The organism is Aneurinibacillus migulanus, from assembly GCF_001274715.1.
Taxonomy (GTDB): Bacteria; Bacillota; Bacilli; order Aneurinibacillales; family Aneurinibacillaceae; genus Aneurinibacillus; species Aneurinibacillus migulanus.
The window spans coordinates 2,421,932-2,439,204 of the sequence record NZ_LGUG01000004.1 but is presented as its reverse complement, the minus strand read 5'-3'; the positions used below and the strand labels follow the sequence as shown (position 1 = coordinate 2,439,204).

Here is a 17,273-nt window from a genome sequence, read left to right as displayed (position 1 = left end):
TTCGGGGTTTCCCTATTACCAATAAAAAACGTCGGCTTTCGCCCAAGCGAAAGACCGACGTTTTTTTATAGTATCATGGCGGCAATCAAGCCGAATACGAACAACGGAATGTTATAGTGCAAAAACGTAGGCACACATGTGTCCCAAATATGGTGGTGCTGGCCGTCAGCGTTAAGTCCGGACGTAGGACCAAGCGTGCTATCGGAAGCCGGGGAACCCGCATCGCCAAGCGCACCCGCTGTTCCAACAAGTGCGGCGGTAGCCAGTACCGAGAAACCTAACTCTGAACAAAGCGGTACATAAATAGCGGCAATGATCGGCACTGTACCGAATGAAGACCCAATCCCCATTGTGATGAGGAGCCCGACCAGCAGCATCATCGCCGCTGCGAGCAATTGATTGCTTTTCAGCATGTCACCACTAGCAGATACGAGCTCTTTCACCGCTCCGGTTTCTTGCAGCACGGATGCATAACCTGAGGCGAGCAGCATGACAAAGGCGATGAATCCCATCATCGCTACCCCGCGTTGCACAACATCGTCTCCATCCTTCCAGCGGACGACCCGAAAGGCGAACATCAGAAGGATCCCTGTCAGCGTACCGATAACTAAGGACTCCGTCCATAGCTGTACACCAAGCGCGGAAGCAATCGCCACCAGCGTGAGCATATGTCTGCTGGTAAATGAAACATTCTCTTCTTCTTTACTTGAAGACGCAAACATATCTTCTTTATTTATATACTTTCTTCCTTTACGATACGTAATAAAAAGTGCGACAAACAGTCCCAGCACCATGCCAATCCCAGGAATGAGCATCGCTTTCGGAAACAGCGATACATCAACAGGCATCCCATTTTTCGCCATTTCCCTAGCTACGATCCCATGATAGATAAGTCCAAAACCTGCAGGAATCATAATATACGGCGCCTGCAGGCCGAATGTCAGTGCGGACGCGACCGCTCGACGGTCAATTTTCATCCGGTTAAACAAACCAAGCAACGGTGGAATTAAAATCGGTATGAATGCGATATGCACCGGGATTGCGTTTTGCGACAGCGACGCCACAAATGCGATTGTCACAAGCAGGATACTCCGCTTGCCTCCAAGCACACGAATCAAGTTTTTCACTAGAATAGCTGTAATATTGGAACGGGCAATCATGACAGCAAACATCCCCAACAGTACATAGCTGAGTGCGGTTTCCATCTGCCCACTCATTCCTTCAATCATCGTGGATACCGTCTCTGTAAGCGGCAGGCCCGCGATAAGCCCGGCCGTTACCGCTGCTGCAATTAACGCGAAAATAACGTTAATCCGCAGCAATGAAAGAACCACGATAACAAGCACAGACACAACAACTGCGTTAAACAACTCTGCTTCCTCCTTTAGCTTGGTAGACAGATGAAGTTATACCATACTAAAGAATTTCTGACAAGTAAAATAACATAATTTTAATTTATCCATAATAAAACAGCAAGAAACGATGCACATCAGTTTGTCTGCGAATTCACGTTTTTCGCTTTGCCATAAGCAAAGAATATGCTAAAATGAACCCAATCTATTACATACATCTTTCATACTGCTTCGAACTGGGGGTGCCGCTGTGCAGCTGAGATTGAGTACCCGCACTCAAAACCCCTGTACCTGATCTGGGTTATGCCAGCGTAGGGAAGTTCGAGCACTTGTGCGTAGGCACTTCTCTTTTGCGGGAAGTGCCATTTTTGTGCAAAATTATGGATTAGCAAGGGGGGAAAATAATGAGAAACGAAAGATTACTTATCATGCTAGAGACGGCGATCATGGCTACACTCGCCTATGCGCTGAGCTTCATACAGTTCGGCGGCTTCTGGGCGCAGGGCGGATCTATTTCACTTGTCATGATTCCGATTGTATTGCTTTCATTCCGCCGTGGAGTCAAAGCTGGGCTCACCGCCGGACTTATCGTAGGACTACTGAAGTTAATGATCGGAGGTTATATTGTCCATCCTGTCCAAGTGTTGCTTGACTATCCGCTGCCTTATGCGGTCATTGGCTTATCTGGTCTGTTCGCCGCTTCAGGTGGTGCCAGTAAAATGGCTACTATGACACGGGCTGTGCTCGGCATTACGCTCGCGGCTTCGCTCCAATTCCTTTGCCATTTTGGTTCTGGTGTCATCTGGTTCGGCAGCTTTGCTCCAGAAGGAATGCCGGTCGCCTGGTACTCCTTCCTATATAACGTATCATACCTTGTACCAGAGATTTTAATTAACAGCACTATTATTTTACTATTATTGTCTTCGCGCACATCCCTGCTTACACCACATTCATTCTCGCGTTAATCGTATAGGACGTAGCCTCGTCGGCTGCGTCTTTTTTATATACGCATTCTTTCCCAGCATCATCATTTTAATTTTTTATATAAAATACCTTTATAAAATATAAATTTTTCATTTTAAATCTATTGATTTTATATTTTATGCAATTTACAATCAAAAAAAGGAGGGGACATATGGAACGTAACAGTATATCATTAGACGAAATCGATAAGGCCATTATACGTTTCCTGCAAAAGGATGGGCGCAAGTCTTATACGGAAATTGCCGAGGAGCTTAGTGTTACCGTTGGTACGGTACGTAACAGGGTACAGAGATTGATGGAACACGACATTCTCAAAGTCGTCGGTGTGGTCGATCCTTTCAAAACCGGAATGTCTACTGTAGCTATGCTCGGGTTGAAAGTAGAAATGAATAAGTTGGAGCGTATCATTGAACAGCTGGTGCAAATTCCTGAGATTAGATTTGTTGCTGTTTCCACCGGATCTTTTGACTTATTTATCGAAATCCTTACATTTTCTGCGGAGGATTTTTATCGGATTCTTACTAAGGAATTAAGCCGGATCGAAGGCATCATAGAAACAGACTCCTCCATCTTGTTAAAAATCAATAAGCAATCATACGATTGGGGCGTCAAATAGCTCTACAAGGAAAAGGGTGAAACGATGTTTGTAGAAGTCTTTCTTGTCGGTATCCTAGCGAGTATCTCCCCGGGACCCGATTTTTTCGTAGTCATGAAGAACAGTCTTAGCTTTGGAGCACGAGTCGGTGCGGCCACTGCTCTTGGAATCGCATCCGCTCTCATTATACATATCGCCTATACGGTTTTCGGCTTCGCTTTCCTGCTACAACAACACCCCGGCCTGTTTTATGCGGTGCAACTCATGGGTGCATTATACCTTATCTGGCTTGGATATGGTGCGCTGACGGCTTCAGCTGATGGAGAGGATGTAGCGGTCGAGAAAGCAGTCGGACGAAAAAAAACGCTGCACGGGTTCCGGGACGGCTTTTTGTGCAACGTCCTGAATCCAAAAGCAGCATTGTTTTTCCTAAGCGTATTTTCGCAGTTTTTAACTCCTGATACCTCCTCGGCGGTACGCTGGATATACGGTGCTGAAATCGTGGTCGCTGTAGCTCTCTGGTTTACCGCACTCTCGCTCCTTATCTCCTCTGCGAAATTCAGGGCGTTCTATGGAAAGTACCGGGTTTGGTTTGATCGTCTTTTAGGAATCGTTTTGTTGTATTTTGCCCTGCGCATTATTTTTTCTTTTCTTTTAGCATAAGTATTCATGTTTTATCCTAAAGAGCCGTTCAGCTTACGGGGAAATCCCGTTATTACTGAACGGCTCTGCGCTTATTTCCACCAACCTCTATAGCTTTCTATCACTCGGAATGCATAACGTAAACAGTACAGCCACCACTATAAAAATACTAAATAAATGCATAACAACATCTACGCCATAATGGTCGGAAATAGCTCCCATAAACGTTGCTCCAATCCCTCCCGCTCCTACACCAAACCCAATCATTAAGCCCGATACCATCGAGATTTTGTTCGGCATTAACATCTGAGCATATACTACGCCTACGGCAAAGGAAGACAGGATTGTAAAACCAAATATAAACAAAATGATAGGGAGCATAATCCCATCTACCATCGGCATTATGATTGAGAATGGAATCGAGGCAACCAATGACCATAAAAGGATGGATTTTCTTGAAAGTCGATCCGAGATTTGTCCGCCAATGTACGTTCCGATCGCACCTGCACCGAGAAATAGGAATACGTAAATTTCCGCCTGATGCAACGAGATACCTTTTTCCTGACCATAGAACGGTAAAAATCCAGCTACGCCAATCTGTACCCATGAACGCAAAATAACGACAATGAGGAGGAGCAGCATAGCAATTGGATAGCTTTTACCCTGAAGTTTCTTTTTCAGCTTCATACTGTTGCTTAATTGCTCTTTATACCAAGGAATCATCCATATCGTCATAACGAATGACAATATACCTAACAGAAAAAATACCCACATGCTTTTTAATCCGGATGACAAAAGAAACAGCGGAATTAACAATGCTCCCAATGCTTGCCCGGAGTTACCACCGACCTGATAAATCGCTTGCGCCTTTCCCCTCTCATTACCAGAGGCTAAAAACACGCACCGATTCGATTCAGGGTGAAAAATTCCTGACCCTAATCCAGAGATAGCCACCGCCAGAAGCAGAAAATAATAATTCGTAACATAACCGGTAATGGACAACCCGAGTCCGGTCAGGAGTACACCTAGAGGCAGAGCCCATGGTTTCGGTTTTTTATCGGTTAAATACCCGAATAAAGGCTGCATTACAGATGAAGTTAAATATGAAATGAGAACGATAAGTCCTGTTTGTGTATAATTCAAATTGAACGCCTGCTTATATAACGGTAACAGCGCAGGAACAATCCCTACTGTCATCATGTCATTCAATAGGTGTGAACCGCCTATCGTATAGACAAATCTTTTCTTTAGCTTAGTAAACGACTTTTCACCTGATTGTTGCTGTACGAGCTTAGATGAAATTGCACCCATATATACCCTCCTCTACATGTTTGTTACGACATTCATCTTCTTACGGCGTGGTATAGCCGTAAACAAATATACGCCACAAATCACAAGTATTGTTCCGGAGAGCTGCACTCCTGTCATCGCCTCACCAAGCAACCAGAACGATAGCAGCGCAGTGAAAATCGGATTAAAGTTCAAAAAGACGCCCGACTTCGTTCCTCCCACACGCTGTACGCCTATATTCCAGAACAACATCGCAAGCACGGTTGCTCCCACGCTGACATATATTGTTGCGAGCCAGAATGACGGGCTCGGTTCTGTTATTTTCATCGAAGTCACCGTGAACGGCAGCAACGTGAGCACGCCGAAAATACCGCTCCATAATGTCGACATATACGGAGATACACTTTTCATCGCCCACCGACCGGTCACGGAATATAATCCCCAAACGGCGACTGCGCATAACATATACAGGTCACCAACATTCAGATGCAGACGAAGCAGACGAACCGGGTCCCCGTGCGAAATCACTACAATAACACCAAATAACGATACAATCATGCCAAAGACCTGGCGACGCGTCATACGCTCTCGTAGCAAAAAAAATGAAACGATGGCAATCGCCACCGGATTAAGCGCAGAAAGCAGTCCGACATTGTCTGCCGACGTACGTTCAAGCGCTAAAAACATAAATAGGTTAAACAAAACGACACCAGTCAATCCCATTAAGAACAATGGCCATATTGCCTTTTTGGGCGGCAATAGCTTCTTATCCTTCCACCATACAATGGGAAGAAGGCACACGATCGCCGCCACCCAGCGCATATCGGTCAACACCATCGGAGAAGCGTGCCCAACAAGAAACTTCCCCGCGACAAAGTTGCCCGCCCATAGCATGCTTGTGCAGAGCAGCAACAGATAGAATATCCACACTCCACTCACCCTTTCTCTCTTTTCCATTCAAGCATAACAGCTTTTTCCTCCACTTACTATCTTTTTGATAGTAACCTTCAAAATGCAGGATCGAAAAAAGCGTGCTTCTCGGGCACGCCTCTTCCTGATTATTTAGTGTACTTTTTGGCTTTTGTACGACACGTTTTCAATTCCCCGCCAATAGTTCTGCCATACACTTTTGACCCTCGGCTTTATTGTATCTTCCCCATAAAAAGACAATTGCATAAACATTCCGTCGATGAGACAATAATAAGAAGCTAATAACACTTCCATTTTTTCTTCTCTGATAATGTTATTTTTTATCCCTTCCGCAAAGATATCACGAAGAATACAGGATAGTGCTTCTTCTGAAACAAAGATTTTCTCGCGAATAAACTCTTTTAAATGTTCAGGAGGATAAATCACTGCCCTTTTGTAGAAAGCGGTCACTTCTTCCTCTTCTATATACATCTGAAATGTATCATTAAAAATTTGATAAAGCTTATCTTCCACGGAAGCGTCTTTAATCTTCTCTACCAAAGTTTCGATTTGCTTGACATGTGCCCACATCACATCTTCAAAAACAGATAAGAACAGTTCCTCCTTACTGGAGAAATGATTGTAAATGGAAGGTTTTCTAATGCCGACTTGATTGGCAATTTCGGATAAATACGTTCCTTCATACCCATTCCTTGCAAAGAGAATTAACGCAGCAGCTTTAATATTGTCTCTGGTCATTTCATACCTACCTTGTTCATAATTATTATTTACAATTATAAGCAGTCAACGATTGCTTGTCCAAAACAAGGAGTACCGGATGACAAGAAGACTCTGCCCATAAACTGGCAGAGTCTTCTTCCATCAACAATATGCAAAGAATCACGTGTATCTTGTGCTTAGCCTTTATTTTTTATGCCTTGAGTGCACCTGTTTTTTTCTCAAATACCACGCTTCCGTCCACGATTGTCAGGTTTGCTTGCGCATCAAGAATTTCCTCGGCTGATACATCAAACAAATTACGATCCAGTACTGCAATGTCGGCAAGCTTACCCACTTCCAGTGTACCCAGTTCATGCTCCCTGAATGTACCAAAGGCCGAACCGGACGTGTAGGCGCGGATCGCCTCCGCTAATGTAATACGTTCTGCCGGATTCCATACATCTACACCGCCGCTGTCCACTCTCGTTATGGCCCGGTATAGCTGTCGCATAGGGTTCAAGGAATCGATCGGAAAATCGGTCCCGAAGGCTAGCTTTGCACCGGCATCTTTCAATGTCCGAATAGCGAATACATACTTTTCCCTCTCCATACCAATCCGCTCAGTATAGACGTTTCTCTCTGACAGGGCGAAATGATCGGGCTGCATGGATGCGATAACCCCTAATTGCTTGAAACGTGGGATGTCAGTAGGATGTATGACTTCTACATGCTCCACGGAATGTCTAGAATCTCTTACCCCGTTCTGCTTCCGCGCCTCTTCGAACGTATCGAGCGCCATACGGATAGCACCTTCTCCAATCGCATGAAAACGTACACTAAAGCCCGCTTTGTCCGCCTCAACGACCCACTCCGTGAGCGTATCTAAAGAAAATTCAGCATGACCTTCTACCCCTGGCATATCGGCATATGATCCCAGAAGATAAGCGGTACGACTAGTAATGACCCCATCAATAAATTGTTTCAGTCCCGACACTCTTAGCTTGTCTGATGCATACGTCTTACGCAGTTGCTCGGCTCGCTTCAAATCGCCGTCAAGTACGGGAAACAGATGGATGCGAACCGTCAGCTTCCCCTGCTCTTCGAATTTTTGGAGCAATGGAAAATCATCCAGTCTGCTGTTCATTTGCGTGCCGAATAAATCATTTACTGATGTGACACCAAAACGGGCCGCTTCTGCCAGAAATCCCTGAAATAACTCCGTCTTCCTGGCTTGGGATAAATCAAATGCGTATCTTGTAATCGGCTCTATCGCTCTCTCAATTACAATCCCGGTCGGCTCTCCCATCTCATCTTTTTCGATAGTACCGTATGGTGGATTCTCTGTATCCCGATCAATGCCGGCTATCTCCAGTGCTTTACTGTTCACCCAGGCATAGTGTCCTTCTGCGTGAAACAGTAATACCGGTCGGTCCGGAAATACCCGATCCAGGGAAGAACGATGCGGAAGTTCTTGATCATCCCAATAGCTTGAATCCCACATAAATCCAATAATCCATGGTTCCTCTGGATGCGCCTGTCCATACTCCTGAACCATATTTACGGCTTCCTCTTCTGAGCGTGCAGTAAAGAGATTCACACTTTCCAAGGAAAGACTGCCCATCATAACGTGCAGATGAAAATCATGAAATCCGGGCATAATCAACTCATCATCATACTTGTACACTTTTGTCTGTTCTCCGATAAACGGTTCGATTTCCTCCTCTGAGCCTATCGCAATAATTTTGTTATCTGTAATAGCAATAGCGGCAGGACGCGGCTCATCTTCTAAACCTGTAAATACAGCTTGACTTGAAAGGACAATGTCTGCTTGTTTTTCAATGTTCATTTTTTTCTCTCCTTCGTTATGTATCGTTTTTTATGAAGCGTCCGATTCAGAAAGAATAGGATCGGAATCTTCAAAATCCATTTCAGGTGGTCGTTGGGTAAATAGCTTCGTAAGATACAAAAGATATATAAAGCCCAGTGTCAACCAGGAGCCACCCAGAATAAGAGAATGGACATCAAGCTTGATCAAAAACAGGAACGTAATCAAGGCTCCCACCAGAGGAATCATCAGATAAGCGATGACATACCTTCCAGAACGCTTTTTCTTTCTAATAAAATAGTGCGCAATCACGGAGAGATTGACAAACACAAAGGCAAATAACGCCCCGAAATTAATAAACGACGTTGCTGTGACAATATCTAAAAACATAGAGGAAAGCGCAATGGCAGAAATAATTAGGATGTTATAGACCGGCGTATGGAACCTGGGAGAGATATAACCGAAAATTTTATTCGGTAGAATATGCTCCCTCCCCATAGCGTATAAGATTCTCGCTGCGCTTCCTCCAGATGCTACCGCCGAGGCAAAGCCCGCCGTCAATGTCACCGCAAGAAAAAACGTCGTTAAAAAATTACCACCAACGTAAAACAATATATCCATGGCTGCCGATTCCGGGTCTTTGAATGATGCAATATTCGGAAAAACAGTCTGGGCAAGATAGGTTACGAGAATGTACAGAACTCCACCAATCAGGGGAACCAGAAAAATCGCCTTCGGCAACGTCGTTTTTGGTTGGTTCGTTTCTTCTGATAGAGTGGCTACCGCATCGAATCCTAAAAAAGTGAAACACAAAAGCGGTACAACTCCTAGCAGTGCAGATAGCTGAACATCTGGGCTAAAAAAAGGTAGCATAGAAAAAAGCTCACCTGTACCTTTTCCTTCCATCAAGCCTTTTGCCGATAATAGGCAAAACAAAACGATAAACAGAATCTGAAAAATTACCATATATGTATTAAAATTGGCCGCAAATTTAATTCCGATAATATTTACGACCGTCACTACGGTAATAAACAATACAATCCACACAGGCATAGGAATCGCTGGAAAATAGGAAGAGGCAAAAACGCCCACCAGCAACGCGCTTATCATCGGGCTGAATAAGTAATCAAGCAGAATCGCCCAACCGACGAGAAACCCAATATGAGGATTTATAGCCTTTTGAGTAAACGTATAAGACGAGCCGGCTGTTGGGTATTCCTGTACAAGCTTTCCGTAACTGTACGCCGTCAACAACATAACAAACAAGGCAATCGCATAAGCGGTGGGAATCATGCCATTCGTTTTTTCGATTGCCACACCGTATGTAGCGAAAACGGTTACAGGGGCCATAAAGGAAAGCCCAAATAATATGACATGCTTGAGTGTGAGTGAACGTTTAAGCGTGGGAGATGCATTCATATGAAAAAAACCTCCTTCGTGTAACCGCTTCCCAGAATAAAAAAACAGACGAACACGGACAGACGATACTTACTATTGCAGAACTTCTTTATATTATTTTTCTGTTCTATCAACCTCTTCAACGTTATACTAACTACCGATAGTTAACAAAAATATAGACGAAGTAAACTGAAAAGTCAAACTAAAAATTACTTTCAAAACCCAACTGCCATACTTCATTCAAAATGCGAAAAGACAGCGAATGCGTCTGCCTTCGCTGCCTCTTTCTTCTTTCATCAGATATGCTATTTAGCACTTTTAACAACTTCTTGCATCTTTTCTTTTGTCATCGGCCCAAGTACTACCTTACGGATGATTCCGTTACTATCGATGACAAAACTGCTCGGAATAATCGTTGTCTCATATTGATGGGCTACATTCGATTTTTTATCGAGCAGAATTGGAAAATTCATCTTCATCCCTTCGACAAACCGTTTCACATTTGGGATACTGCTCTCTGTTTCGGTCAAATTTACCGCAAGAATTTCGATATTCTCTTTTTGTGCTTTTTCATAGAATGCTACCATGTCTGGAATCTCTTTGCGACAGGGCGGGCACCAGGTTGCCCATATATTCATGATGACCGTCTTGCCCCGCAAATCGGATAAGCGCATCGTTTTGCCGTCCAGCGTTTCAAGCGAGAAATCCGGTGCCTTATTTCCTTCTTTCACGCCTATTTCCACCTGAGGAGTCGTCGTTTTTTCACCGGAATTCGGTAGCGCTTGCCCGTTCATACTGGTAGAAGTGGCGGAAGTCGAAGGAGGCTGCGTCCCGTCGGCTTCTTTGCTGCCGGACAACGTACCGTACAGTACGCCGCCAATTAGCGCCAGGAGTACGAGAATAGCCGCAATATTTTTCACGTTTCTCATCCTTTCTTCTTCTGTCCTATTCTATTATAGGCCAAAAAAAGCCAAAATAAAGAAGAGAAAAAGACGAGGAAGCACGCCGATGCGTGCATCTTCTTCCTTCCAATTTATGGATAATCAACAGGTGTGCTATTCACTTATTTTTGATTGACGAGCCTCTCTAGCTCATCCAGTGTTTCAGCGAACACATTCATCGCATCATCAATTGGTTTAGATGTTGATACGTCGACACCTGCCGCTTTCAATACGTCAATCGGAGCTGCAGAATTGCCTGCGGACAGGAATTTCTCGCGGATGCGATCTACCGCGGGACGGCCCTCTTTTTGCACCTGCTTAGCCAATGCTGTGGATGCCGCGAAGCTGGTCGCATATTGGTACACGTAAAAGTTGTAATAAAAATGCGGAATACGTGCCCATTCCATTGCAATTTCTTGATCATCAACCACCGATGGACCATAGTATTTTTTATTAATATCAAAATACATCTTTTTCAGCGCCTCCGCGTTCAGAGACTCGCCTGCCTGCTCCTTTTCATGGATTAGCTTCTCAAATTCGGCGAATTGCGTCTGACGGAACAGCGTGGTCCGGAAATTTTCCAGACGTTGGTTCAATAAATACATCTTCTCCTGCTTCGTCTTGGCTTTAGCGTACAAGCTATCGAACAACAGGGCTTCGTTTAGAGTAGAGGCCACTTCCGCTGTAAAAATCGGATAGTTGGACGTCATATACGGTTGCGTTTTATTCGTGTAATACGTATGCATCGCGTGACCAAGTTCATGCGCAATTGTAAATACATCGTTATGGGTGCCCTGGTAGTTTAGCAATACGTACGGATGTGTATCATACGCGCCGGATTGATATGCACCTGAACGCTTATCGTCAGTGGCATATACATCGACCCAACCATTTTTGAACGCCTCTCCGAGCGCCTTGCCATAGTCGTCTCCCATCGGCTTCAAGCCTTCGAGTACCATGTTCTTCGCTTCTTCATATGGAATATAGGCTTGATTCGCTTCCGTATTCGGCGTATAGATGTCATACATATGCAGCTCTTTTAAGCCAAGCATCTTCTTCTTCAATTCCATGTAGCGATGAAGCTGCGGCAAGCCTTTGTTAACGCTATCGATTAGCTCATCATATACTTTCGATGGAATATGATTGGGAGTCAGGCTTGCCTCAAGCGCATTCGGGTATTTGCGGGCTTTGGCATATGTATTATTTGATTTTACTTTACCTGCAAGCGTTTGGGCGAATGTATCCTGGAAGCCTTCCAGCGTCTTATAATACGCTTCAAAAGCCGCTTTGCGTACACTACGATTTTTATTTTCCATATATGAAACGAAATTAGCGCGTGTGAGTTGTACCTCTTTGCCTGTTTCGTCTTTAATTTTCGGAAATTTTACATCTTTGCTAAGCATCGAATAGGTGCTTTCCGGGTTTTGATCCAGAGGCGAGAACTGAGCCAGCAGCTCTTCCAATTCTTTCGTAAGCGTATGCGGCTTGGTTCGCTCCAGGTCTTCGAGAAACGTTTTATATGGGGCGAGTTCTTTCACTGCCAAATAATTCTTCATTTTATCCTGCGGAATGGCCAGCACTTCCGGCGTAAACCAGGACGTTTTCTCGGCGGTCAGCGCACTTGATTTTTCAGCCTTATCCATTATTTCCTGCAACTGTGAGTTGGATGAATTCACATCGAATCCCATAGAAGCATACACATGCACCTTGTCGCGCAGCCGCATCAAATCGCTTAAATCGTTCAACGATTGCAGAAGCGTTCCAGCGGATTGTCCGATTTTCCCCTGATGCTTTGAAAACGCATCGGCCATCTGTGTCAGCTTTTTGACGTCCGCTTCCCACGCTGCCCTGTTCGCATAAATATCCTCCAGCCTCCACTTATATTGTGCCGGGATGTCCACTCGTGACCTATACTCCGGAACCTGCATTCCTTTGGTCGCCTCTGCCGCATAAACTGCATGTGAGTGTAATGGAATAAACGAAATGTTCAGGGCGGATGCCGCCAGTGTAGCCGCAGTCATCGTAGTAATCACTTTTCGCTTCATGCCTCATTCCTCTTTTCCAAAAAAATCAAACTATGTATGGTATGCTCATCTTCGTATGTATCATACAGAGAAGTTAATTTTAATTATATTCAGAAAAGTTTCACTAGCAAGTATTTCCTTTATTAACAAAGAAAAGCCCCACTTTTTTCCCATTCCATCTTGAAAAAGTAGGGATTATTTCGATTTTTTCATTCTTTTAACGAATCATTTTATCTGTTTTATCCTTGGAACGATTAATGACTGCAACCGCCTCAAAGTTTACATAATTATTTTCTTGTAATGAACGGAGTGTTTGCGCAATTCTTTCTCCTTCGTTGCACGCAGCAAGTATGACGGATTTATACCATGCTTTTTCCCATTCTTTCGATCAACATATCTGTATATGTTGCTTTCTTAGTCCAACAAAAAAAGCCCCATTTCCAGGGGCGGAATAAGCCACACTAACTACCACGATAGAATGGCTAAAAAGGGGACATGCTTATACAATTTTAGTATATAAGATTATACATTTTTTGTACAGTGCTTATATATTTTTACTCTCTCTCGTATGATATAGATTAAGCAACGATTTATACACCTTATCCAATGCTTTTATATCCCCAGACGCAGTCAGCGCGGCCAGCTTCCCATCAAAATATTCACTTACTTGTTTGCTCCACTCTATACGTAAACGCTCTATCTCCTGCTCAAAAGCTGGCAGATACACTTCTTTCAACACCTGTTCACAGGCAGATACATATTCACTGACCGGTCCCCTTAATCTCGCCTCCAGTTCATCGCGCAATTGCAGGTTGCCTTCTTCAGTAAAAAATGTTGTACGGTTTTTGTGCGGAGCCAGCAAATCTGCAAACATGGTGGCGTTTGATTCATATAACCCGGGAGCAAACGAAGGCGTCGAGAATTCGGGCGGTTCATATACGGCAAGCGTTATACCGTTATCAAGCGTTCGTAATTCGCGTTCTGCTCGACGATGGATACCCGCTAGCGTTTGCCCTAAAAACATCTCGATACGAAGTGACGTCGCCCGCATTTCCTGTGCCAAATCGAACGCTACAAACCGGATGATTTCGTTCGTATATCGGCGCAATAGCGTCTGCATCTCTTCCGCCTCATCCATAAAGGTCATCACATTGAATAACAGCTTAAATTCATCGAAGTACCGGTAAAATACCCGCTGCTTTACATAATACACAAGCTCTTCGATTTCCTGTTCCATCAACCCACGCTCAATGTCTGTATCAAAGGCGGATACAACGTTTTTAGCTTCCTCTCGCGCCTTCCAGGCATGCGCCTGCTTCCGACTTCTCGCTTCCTCCTTTACATGTGCCTCGGTTCGCCACGAATCCAGCATGCGCATCGCACGTCCGATATCTTCGAAGGCAGACGCGGCTGCCGCATCTACAAGCTCTCTTGCCACAAAGGCACGGAAATCATCTTCAAACAGCGAAATTCCCGAAAAAAATCGGCCATCAGCTCCAGCCATCGGCCCGTTATCGGTTGCAGTTCCGGTCAGCTTGCAGTATAGCGCGGCCTCTTCCCCCGAGAGCGGATGCCGTTCATGCCGGGCTGCCAGCATTCCAATCTGACTTGACACGGGATAGAGACGAGCCTTGCGGATTCCGCAGGCCAGCAGGTTGCGTTCTACATGTTCAAGCACGTCATCGATTTCCTCTTCTGAAGCGGCGAGGTCAGCGGCGTTGACGATAAAGAACATTTTATCTTTTGCAAAGTACTCTTTAACTCGCCCCAGTTGAATGAGAAATTCACGGTCCGCACGGGAAAAGGCGTGGTTGTAATACGTAACGAACACTACAGCATCCGCATGCTTAATATGATTGAACGCCACTTCTGTGTGCCGCGCATTCATCGAGCCTGCGCCTGGCGTGTCGATAAGGATTACACCTTGCCGGGTCAAGGGTCCGTCATAATACAGCAACACACGCTCCACAAAACACGATTGCTCTTCTGCGGCAACAAAAGGAGCCAGCTCCTCCATTCCAACCGCCAGCTCCATGCCGAATCGGCCATTCATCCTGTGTAAGCCGGTGCGCACTGCTTCAAGAAAGAACAACTGCTCGCGCCCCAGAAGTTCCAACGGGTCACGCTTTTCTTCTTCCTTTTTGTCTGCTTCTGGTTGTTCCTGTTGCTCCTGTTCTGCCTGACGATCCTGCTCTGCTTTCCTTTCTTCTTGTTCACGCACAAACTGCTCATGCTCATCGAGCAGCGCTTCCATTTCAGCAAACGTAGTCACCTTACATTCTGCGATTTCGAGCGCTTGATTTACATCGCTTAACACCTGCTCCTCACGTTTAAATTGGACAAGGACCGTACCATGGGGCTGTTCTTCAGTCGGCGGCAGCACATGATTAATTGCAGCTGTTGTCGGATGAGGTGAGACCGGAAGAACACTATCACCTAATAGCGCATTAGCAAACGACGATTTACCGGCGCTAAATGCCCCGAACAGTGCAATCGTATACTGCTTCTTGCGCATTCGCCGCGCACGAGACAGCAGATCCTGCACCGTGACGTGAAATCCGGGAAGCCCCTGCAACAGGTGCGCGCTTTGTTCCAGCGCTTCCACCGCAAGCTGTGACCGTTCCCGAATATCTCCTTCGCTCTTTTCCCTGGAAGGCTGCCGCTTCGCCTGCTTACGTCCGATATTGACTCGGATCGATGGCTGTGTCTTCCGTTTTTCTTGTTCTGAGGATTGGAATGCCCGCGAGGATTCGCTATTCTCCTCCCTTTGTTGTGAGTACTGCGAGTCGACTTCTGAGCCGCCCAACAGATTCATCATTTCTTCTAACGCACGCTGCTGTCCGGCTGCTGCTTCTGTAAGTGCTCGGTATGCAAAACGTTTTTTCTCCAGTTCTGCACACTGAGCGGCCAATTTATCGACTTTTTTCTGTCTGTTTCCCTTCAAATCGCTTAGCGCCTCTTCCATTTTCTCTTTGGCCGCCCGGGAATATAGCTCCCGTATGGCCTCCACGACAAAAGAAGCGTAGCGTACGACATATTCGGTGCTAAACAAAGCCCCTTTATTAAGCACATTCAGCAGCAAATTCCGTGTAATCGGTACCTTCATCTCATAAATTGACCGGCGTAGCGTCTCGTTTTCGATGCCATATGCTTCCAGATGCTCAAGCATCATCTTCTTGAGATGAATATCGAGATATGTGGCCGCATTCTCGCATACCTCCCGATGGAAGCGAACCAGGCGACGCTCCTGTTCTTCTTTCGTACGCCGCCCTGAAAACAAACGTCCTACGCGAAAGCTCAATTGTTGCGATTCAACGAACGAGCGTGCCAGCTCGCGCGTATGATATGGCATGAGATTTGCATTCTTAAACAGCCGATCCAGTTGGGAAAGAAATTCACGTTCAAACCGCTCTGTCTCTTCGGCAAGCGCCTGCTCCTGTTTTCGCGCGGCGAGCAGCTCCTGTTCAATTCGTGCGCCATCCGCCATATCATACGTACCAAGGACGGTGAGATGAGCGTTTATCTCCTTACATCGTACCGCCTCTCGCCATTCCAGATGATCACGCACCAGCAAATATGCCGCTGTCAGCACCGTTTCCGTAACACGACGCCCTTTTTCGGAAATCGCTTCAGCTAGGCGTTCCTTCAATTGTGGTACATCGTTATGCGGATGATCCATCTCACGTACTGTTGTAAAAAAAATATTCGCCTCTCCTACCCCAAACGCTGTAAATGACGCCACGATTTTGCGCATATACTCCGTAAATTGCACCTCAAACGCCACATGCTTGTCAATCTGGTTGACCAGAAACCATACTGGCTTCATTTCCTTTTGCAGCGTCTCAATAAATTCACCATTTAAACGTGACTGTACATGGTTATAATCCGTCATATAAAGCACAAGATCCGCGGTATGCAGCATCGATTCTGCTGCCACGCGGTGTGCGTCCTCCGTCGAATCAATGCCCGGTGTATCAAGAATCGCAACACCTGATGGCAGTTGGTCGTTCGGATGCGTGATTTCCACACGCTCCACCTGATCGCCGTCTGTACAATATGCCTGAATTTCTTTGCTATCGTACGGATACGGAAACGCAGTTTCTCCTTTTTCTTTAAACGTGACAGATGCATGTGCGGGTCCGGTTCTTACTTTAACGACGTTGGCGCTTGTTGGGATAGGGTTAGTAGGCAGCAGGTCATCACCCATCAACTCATTAATCATGGTGGATTTTCCCGCCGAGAAATGACCACAGAATGCAATAACGAATTCAGTATCTTCTGCCTTGCGCAGCAGATCACGGCATCGCGCGGCTCGTACTTGGTCCCCGGTCAACTCAAACCGCTCAAGCAATGCATGCAGTCGCACAGCAACCTGAGGAGGTGAAGTCTTCTGGCTTTTCACCCATTTATGGATTTCTGCTTGAGTGAAATAAGACTGAGGTATAAACATAATGGATTTCCAACACCTCCCTGTTTATCATAATGTTGAAGATTTTGTTAAGAAATAAGCTTTCCCGTGCAAAAATGTATAATTTCTGCTATGATGTGGCATGGCTAGTACAAAGCTAATGTATAGTAACGAGAGAAGAGGTT

Annotated in this window: 13 protein-coding genes and 1 riboswitch; of the genes, 3 read left to right on the top strand and 10 right to left on the bottom strand. The window is 45.4% G+C overall.

The features are described from left to right. Nucleotides 1–65: 65 nt before the first annotated feature. On the bottom strand, nucleotides 66–1,370 hold the full coding sequence (locus tag AF333_RS13620) for a Na+/H+ antiporter family protein (protein ID WP_043064045.1): 1,305 nt from the start codon (nucleotides 1,368–1,370) through the stop codon (nucleotides 66–68). A gap of 210 nt (nucleotides 1,371–1,580) precedes the next feature. Further along, nucleotides 1,581–1,687, top strand: a riboswitch (TPP riboswitch). Between the two features lie 69 nt (nucleotides 1,688–1,756). On the opposite strand from AF333_RS13620, the gene thiT reads away from it, so the two are divergent. The 3 genes from thiT to AF333_RS13605 all read left to right on the top strand — a co-directional run bounded on the left by thiT (nucleotide 1,757) and on the right by AF333_RS13605 (nucleotide 3,594). Then, nucleotides 1,757–2,317 (top strand): energy-coupled thiamine transporter ThiT, encoded by a 561-nt coding sequence (thiT, locus tag AF333_RS13615; protein WP_043064044.1) that lies wholly within the window; start codon nucleotides 1,757–1,759, stop codon nucleotides 2,315–2,317. A gap of 170 nt (nucleotides 2,318–2,487) precedes the next feature. After that, complete coding sequence (locus AF333_RS13610; RefSeq protein ID WP_043064043.1) at nucleotides 2,488–2,952, top strand: Lrp/AsnC family transcriptional regulator; 465 nt, start codon at nucleotides 2,488–2,490, stop codon at nucleotides 2,950–2,952. A 24-nt stretch (nucleotides 2,953–2,976) separates the two neighbouring features. Beyond that, entirely contained in the window at nucleotides 2,977–3,594 is a 618-nt protein-coding gene (locus tag AF333_RS13605) for a LysE family translocator (protein WP_043064042.1), read from the top strand. Between the two features lie 87 nt (nucleotides 3,595–3,681). Here the strand turns inward: AF333_RS13605 and AF333_RS13600 are convergent, their stop codons facing one another. The 9 genes from AF333_RS13600 to AF333_RS13565 form a co-directional block, all read right to left on the bottom strand. Further along, nucleotides 3,682–4,884, bottom strand: coding sequence for an MFS transporter (locus AF333_RS13600; RefSeq protein WP_080787570.1), 1,203 nt, complete (start codon nucleotides 4,882–4,884; stop codon nucleotides 3,682–3,684). Nucleotides 4,885–4,896: 12 nt separating this feature from the next. Then, on the bottom strand, nucleotides 4,897–5,820 hold the full coding sequence (locus tag AF333_RS13595) for a DMT family transporter (protein WP_043064041.1): 924 nt from the start codon (nucleotides 5,818–5,820) through the stop codon (nucleotides 4,897–4,899). 105 nt (nucleotides 5,821–5,925) lie between these two features. Then, the gene (locus tag AF333_RS13590) at nucleotides 5,926–6,531 is read right to left on the bottom strand and encodes a TetR/AcrR family transcriptional regulator (protein WP_043064040.1); all 606 of its coding nucleotides are present in this window, start codon (nucleotides 6,529–6,531) and stop codon (nucleotides 5,926–5,928) included. A 172-nt stretch (nucleotides 6,532–6,703) separates the two neighbouring features. Next, nucleotides 6,704–8,338: an amidohydrolase gene (locus tag AF333_RS13585; RefSeq protein ID WP_043064039.1), complete on the bottom strand. Its 1,635-nt coding sequence runs from the start codon at nucleotides 8,336–8,338 to the stop codon at nucleotides 6,704–6,706. A 30-nt stretch (nucleotides 8,339–8,368) separates the two neighbouring features. Next, entirely contained in the window at nucleotides 8,369–9,736 is a 1,368-nt protein-coding gene (locus AF333_RS13580; RefSeq protein WP_043064038.1) for an APC family permease, read from the bottom strand. Between the two features lie 284 nt (nucleotides 9,737–10,020). Beyond that, entirely contained in the window at nucleotides 10,021–10,635 is a 615-nt protein-coding gene (locus AF333_RS13575) for a peroxiredoxin family protein (RefSeq protein ID WP_052811717.1), read from the bottom strand. A 143-nt stretch (nucleotides 10,636–10,778) separates the two neighbouring features. Further along, nucleotides 10,779–12,701 (bottom strand): oligoendopeptidase F, encoded by a 1,923-nt coding sequence (pepF, locus tag AF333_RS13570; protein ID WP_043064036.1) that lies wholly within the window; start codon nucleotides 12,699–12,701, stop codon nucleotides 10,779–10,781. Between the two features lie 196 nt (nucleotides 12,702–12,897). Then, nucleotides 12,898–13,032 (bottom strand): glycosyltransferase, encoded by a 135-nt coding sequence (locus AF333_RS37430; RefSeq protein WP_080787587.1) that lies wholly within the window; start codon nucleotides 13,030–13,032, stop codon nucleotides 12,898–12,900. Nucleotides 13,033–13,224: 192 nt separating this feature from the next. After that, nucleotides 13,225–17,130 carry a dynamin family protein gene (locus AF333_RS13565; RefSeq protein WP_043064035.1) on the bottom strand — a complete coding sequence of 1,302 codons (3,906 nt, stop codon included), beginning with the start codon at nucleotides 17,128–17,130 and terminating at the stop codon, nucleotides 13,225–13,227. Nucleotides 17,131–17,273 lie beyond the last annotated feature (143 nt).

Excerpts from the sequence above, each read along its gene's own strand:
- thiT (WP_043064044.1), top strand. The coding sequence starts at position 1,757 with ATGAGAAACGAAAGATTACTTATCATGCTAGAGACGGCGATCATGGCT.
- AF333_RS13610 (WP_043064043.1), top strand. The coding sequence starts at position 2,488 with ATGGAACGTAACAGTATATCATTAGACGAAATCGATAAGGCCATTATA.
- AF333_RS13605 (WP_043064042.1), top strand. The coding sequence starts at position 2,977 with ATGTTTGTAGAAGTCTTTCTTGTCGGTATCCTAGCGAGTATCTCCCCG.
- AF333_RS13600 (WP_080787570.1), bottom strand. The coding sequence starts at position 4,884 with ATGGGTGCAATTTCATCTAAGCTCGTACAGCAACAATCAGGTGAAAAG.
- AF333_RS13595 (WP_043064041.1), bottom strand. The coding sequence starts at position 5,820 with ATGGAAAAGAGAGAAAGGGTGAGTGGAGTGTGGATATTCTATCTGTTG.
- AF333_RS13590 (WP_043064040.1), bottom strand. The coding sequence starts at position 6,531 with ATGACCAGAGACAATATTAAAGCTGCTGCGTTAATTCTCTTTGCAAGG.
- AF333_RS13585 (WP_043064039.1), bottom strand. The coding sequence starts at position 8,338 with ATGAACATTGAAAAACAAGCAGACATTGTCCTTTCAAGTCAAGCTGTA.
- AF333_RS13580 (WP_043064038.1), bottom strand. The coding sequence starts at position 9,736 with ATGAATGCATCTCCCACGCTTAAACGTTCACTCACACTCAAGCATGTC.
- pepF (WP_043064036.1), bottom strand. The coding sequence starts at position 12,701 with ATGAAGCGAAAAGTGATTACTACGATGACTGCGGCTACACTGGCGGCA.
- AF333_RS13565 (WP_043064035.1), bottom strand. The coding sequence starts at position 17,130 with ATGTTTATACCTCAGTCTTATTTCACTCAAGCAGAAATCCATAAATGG.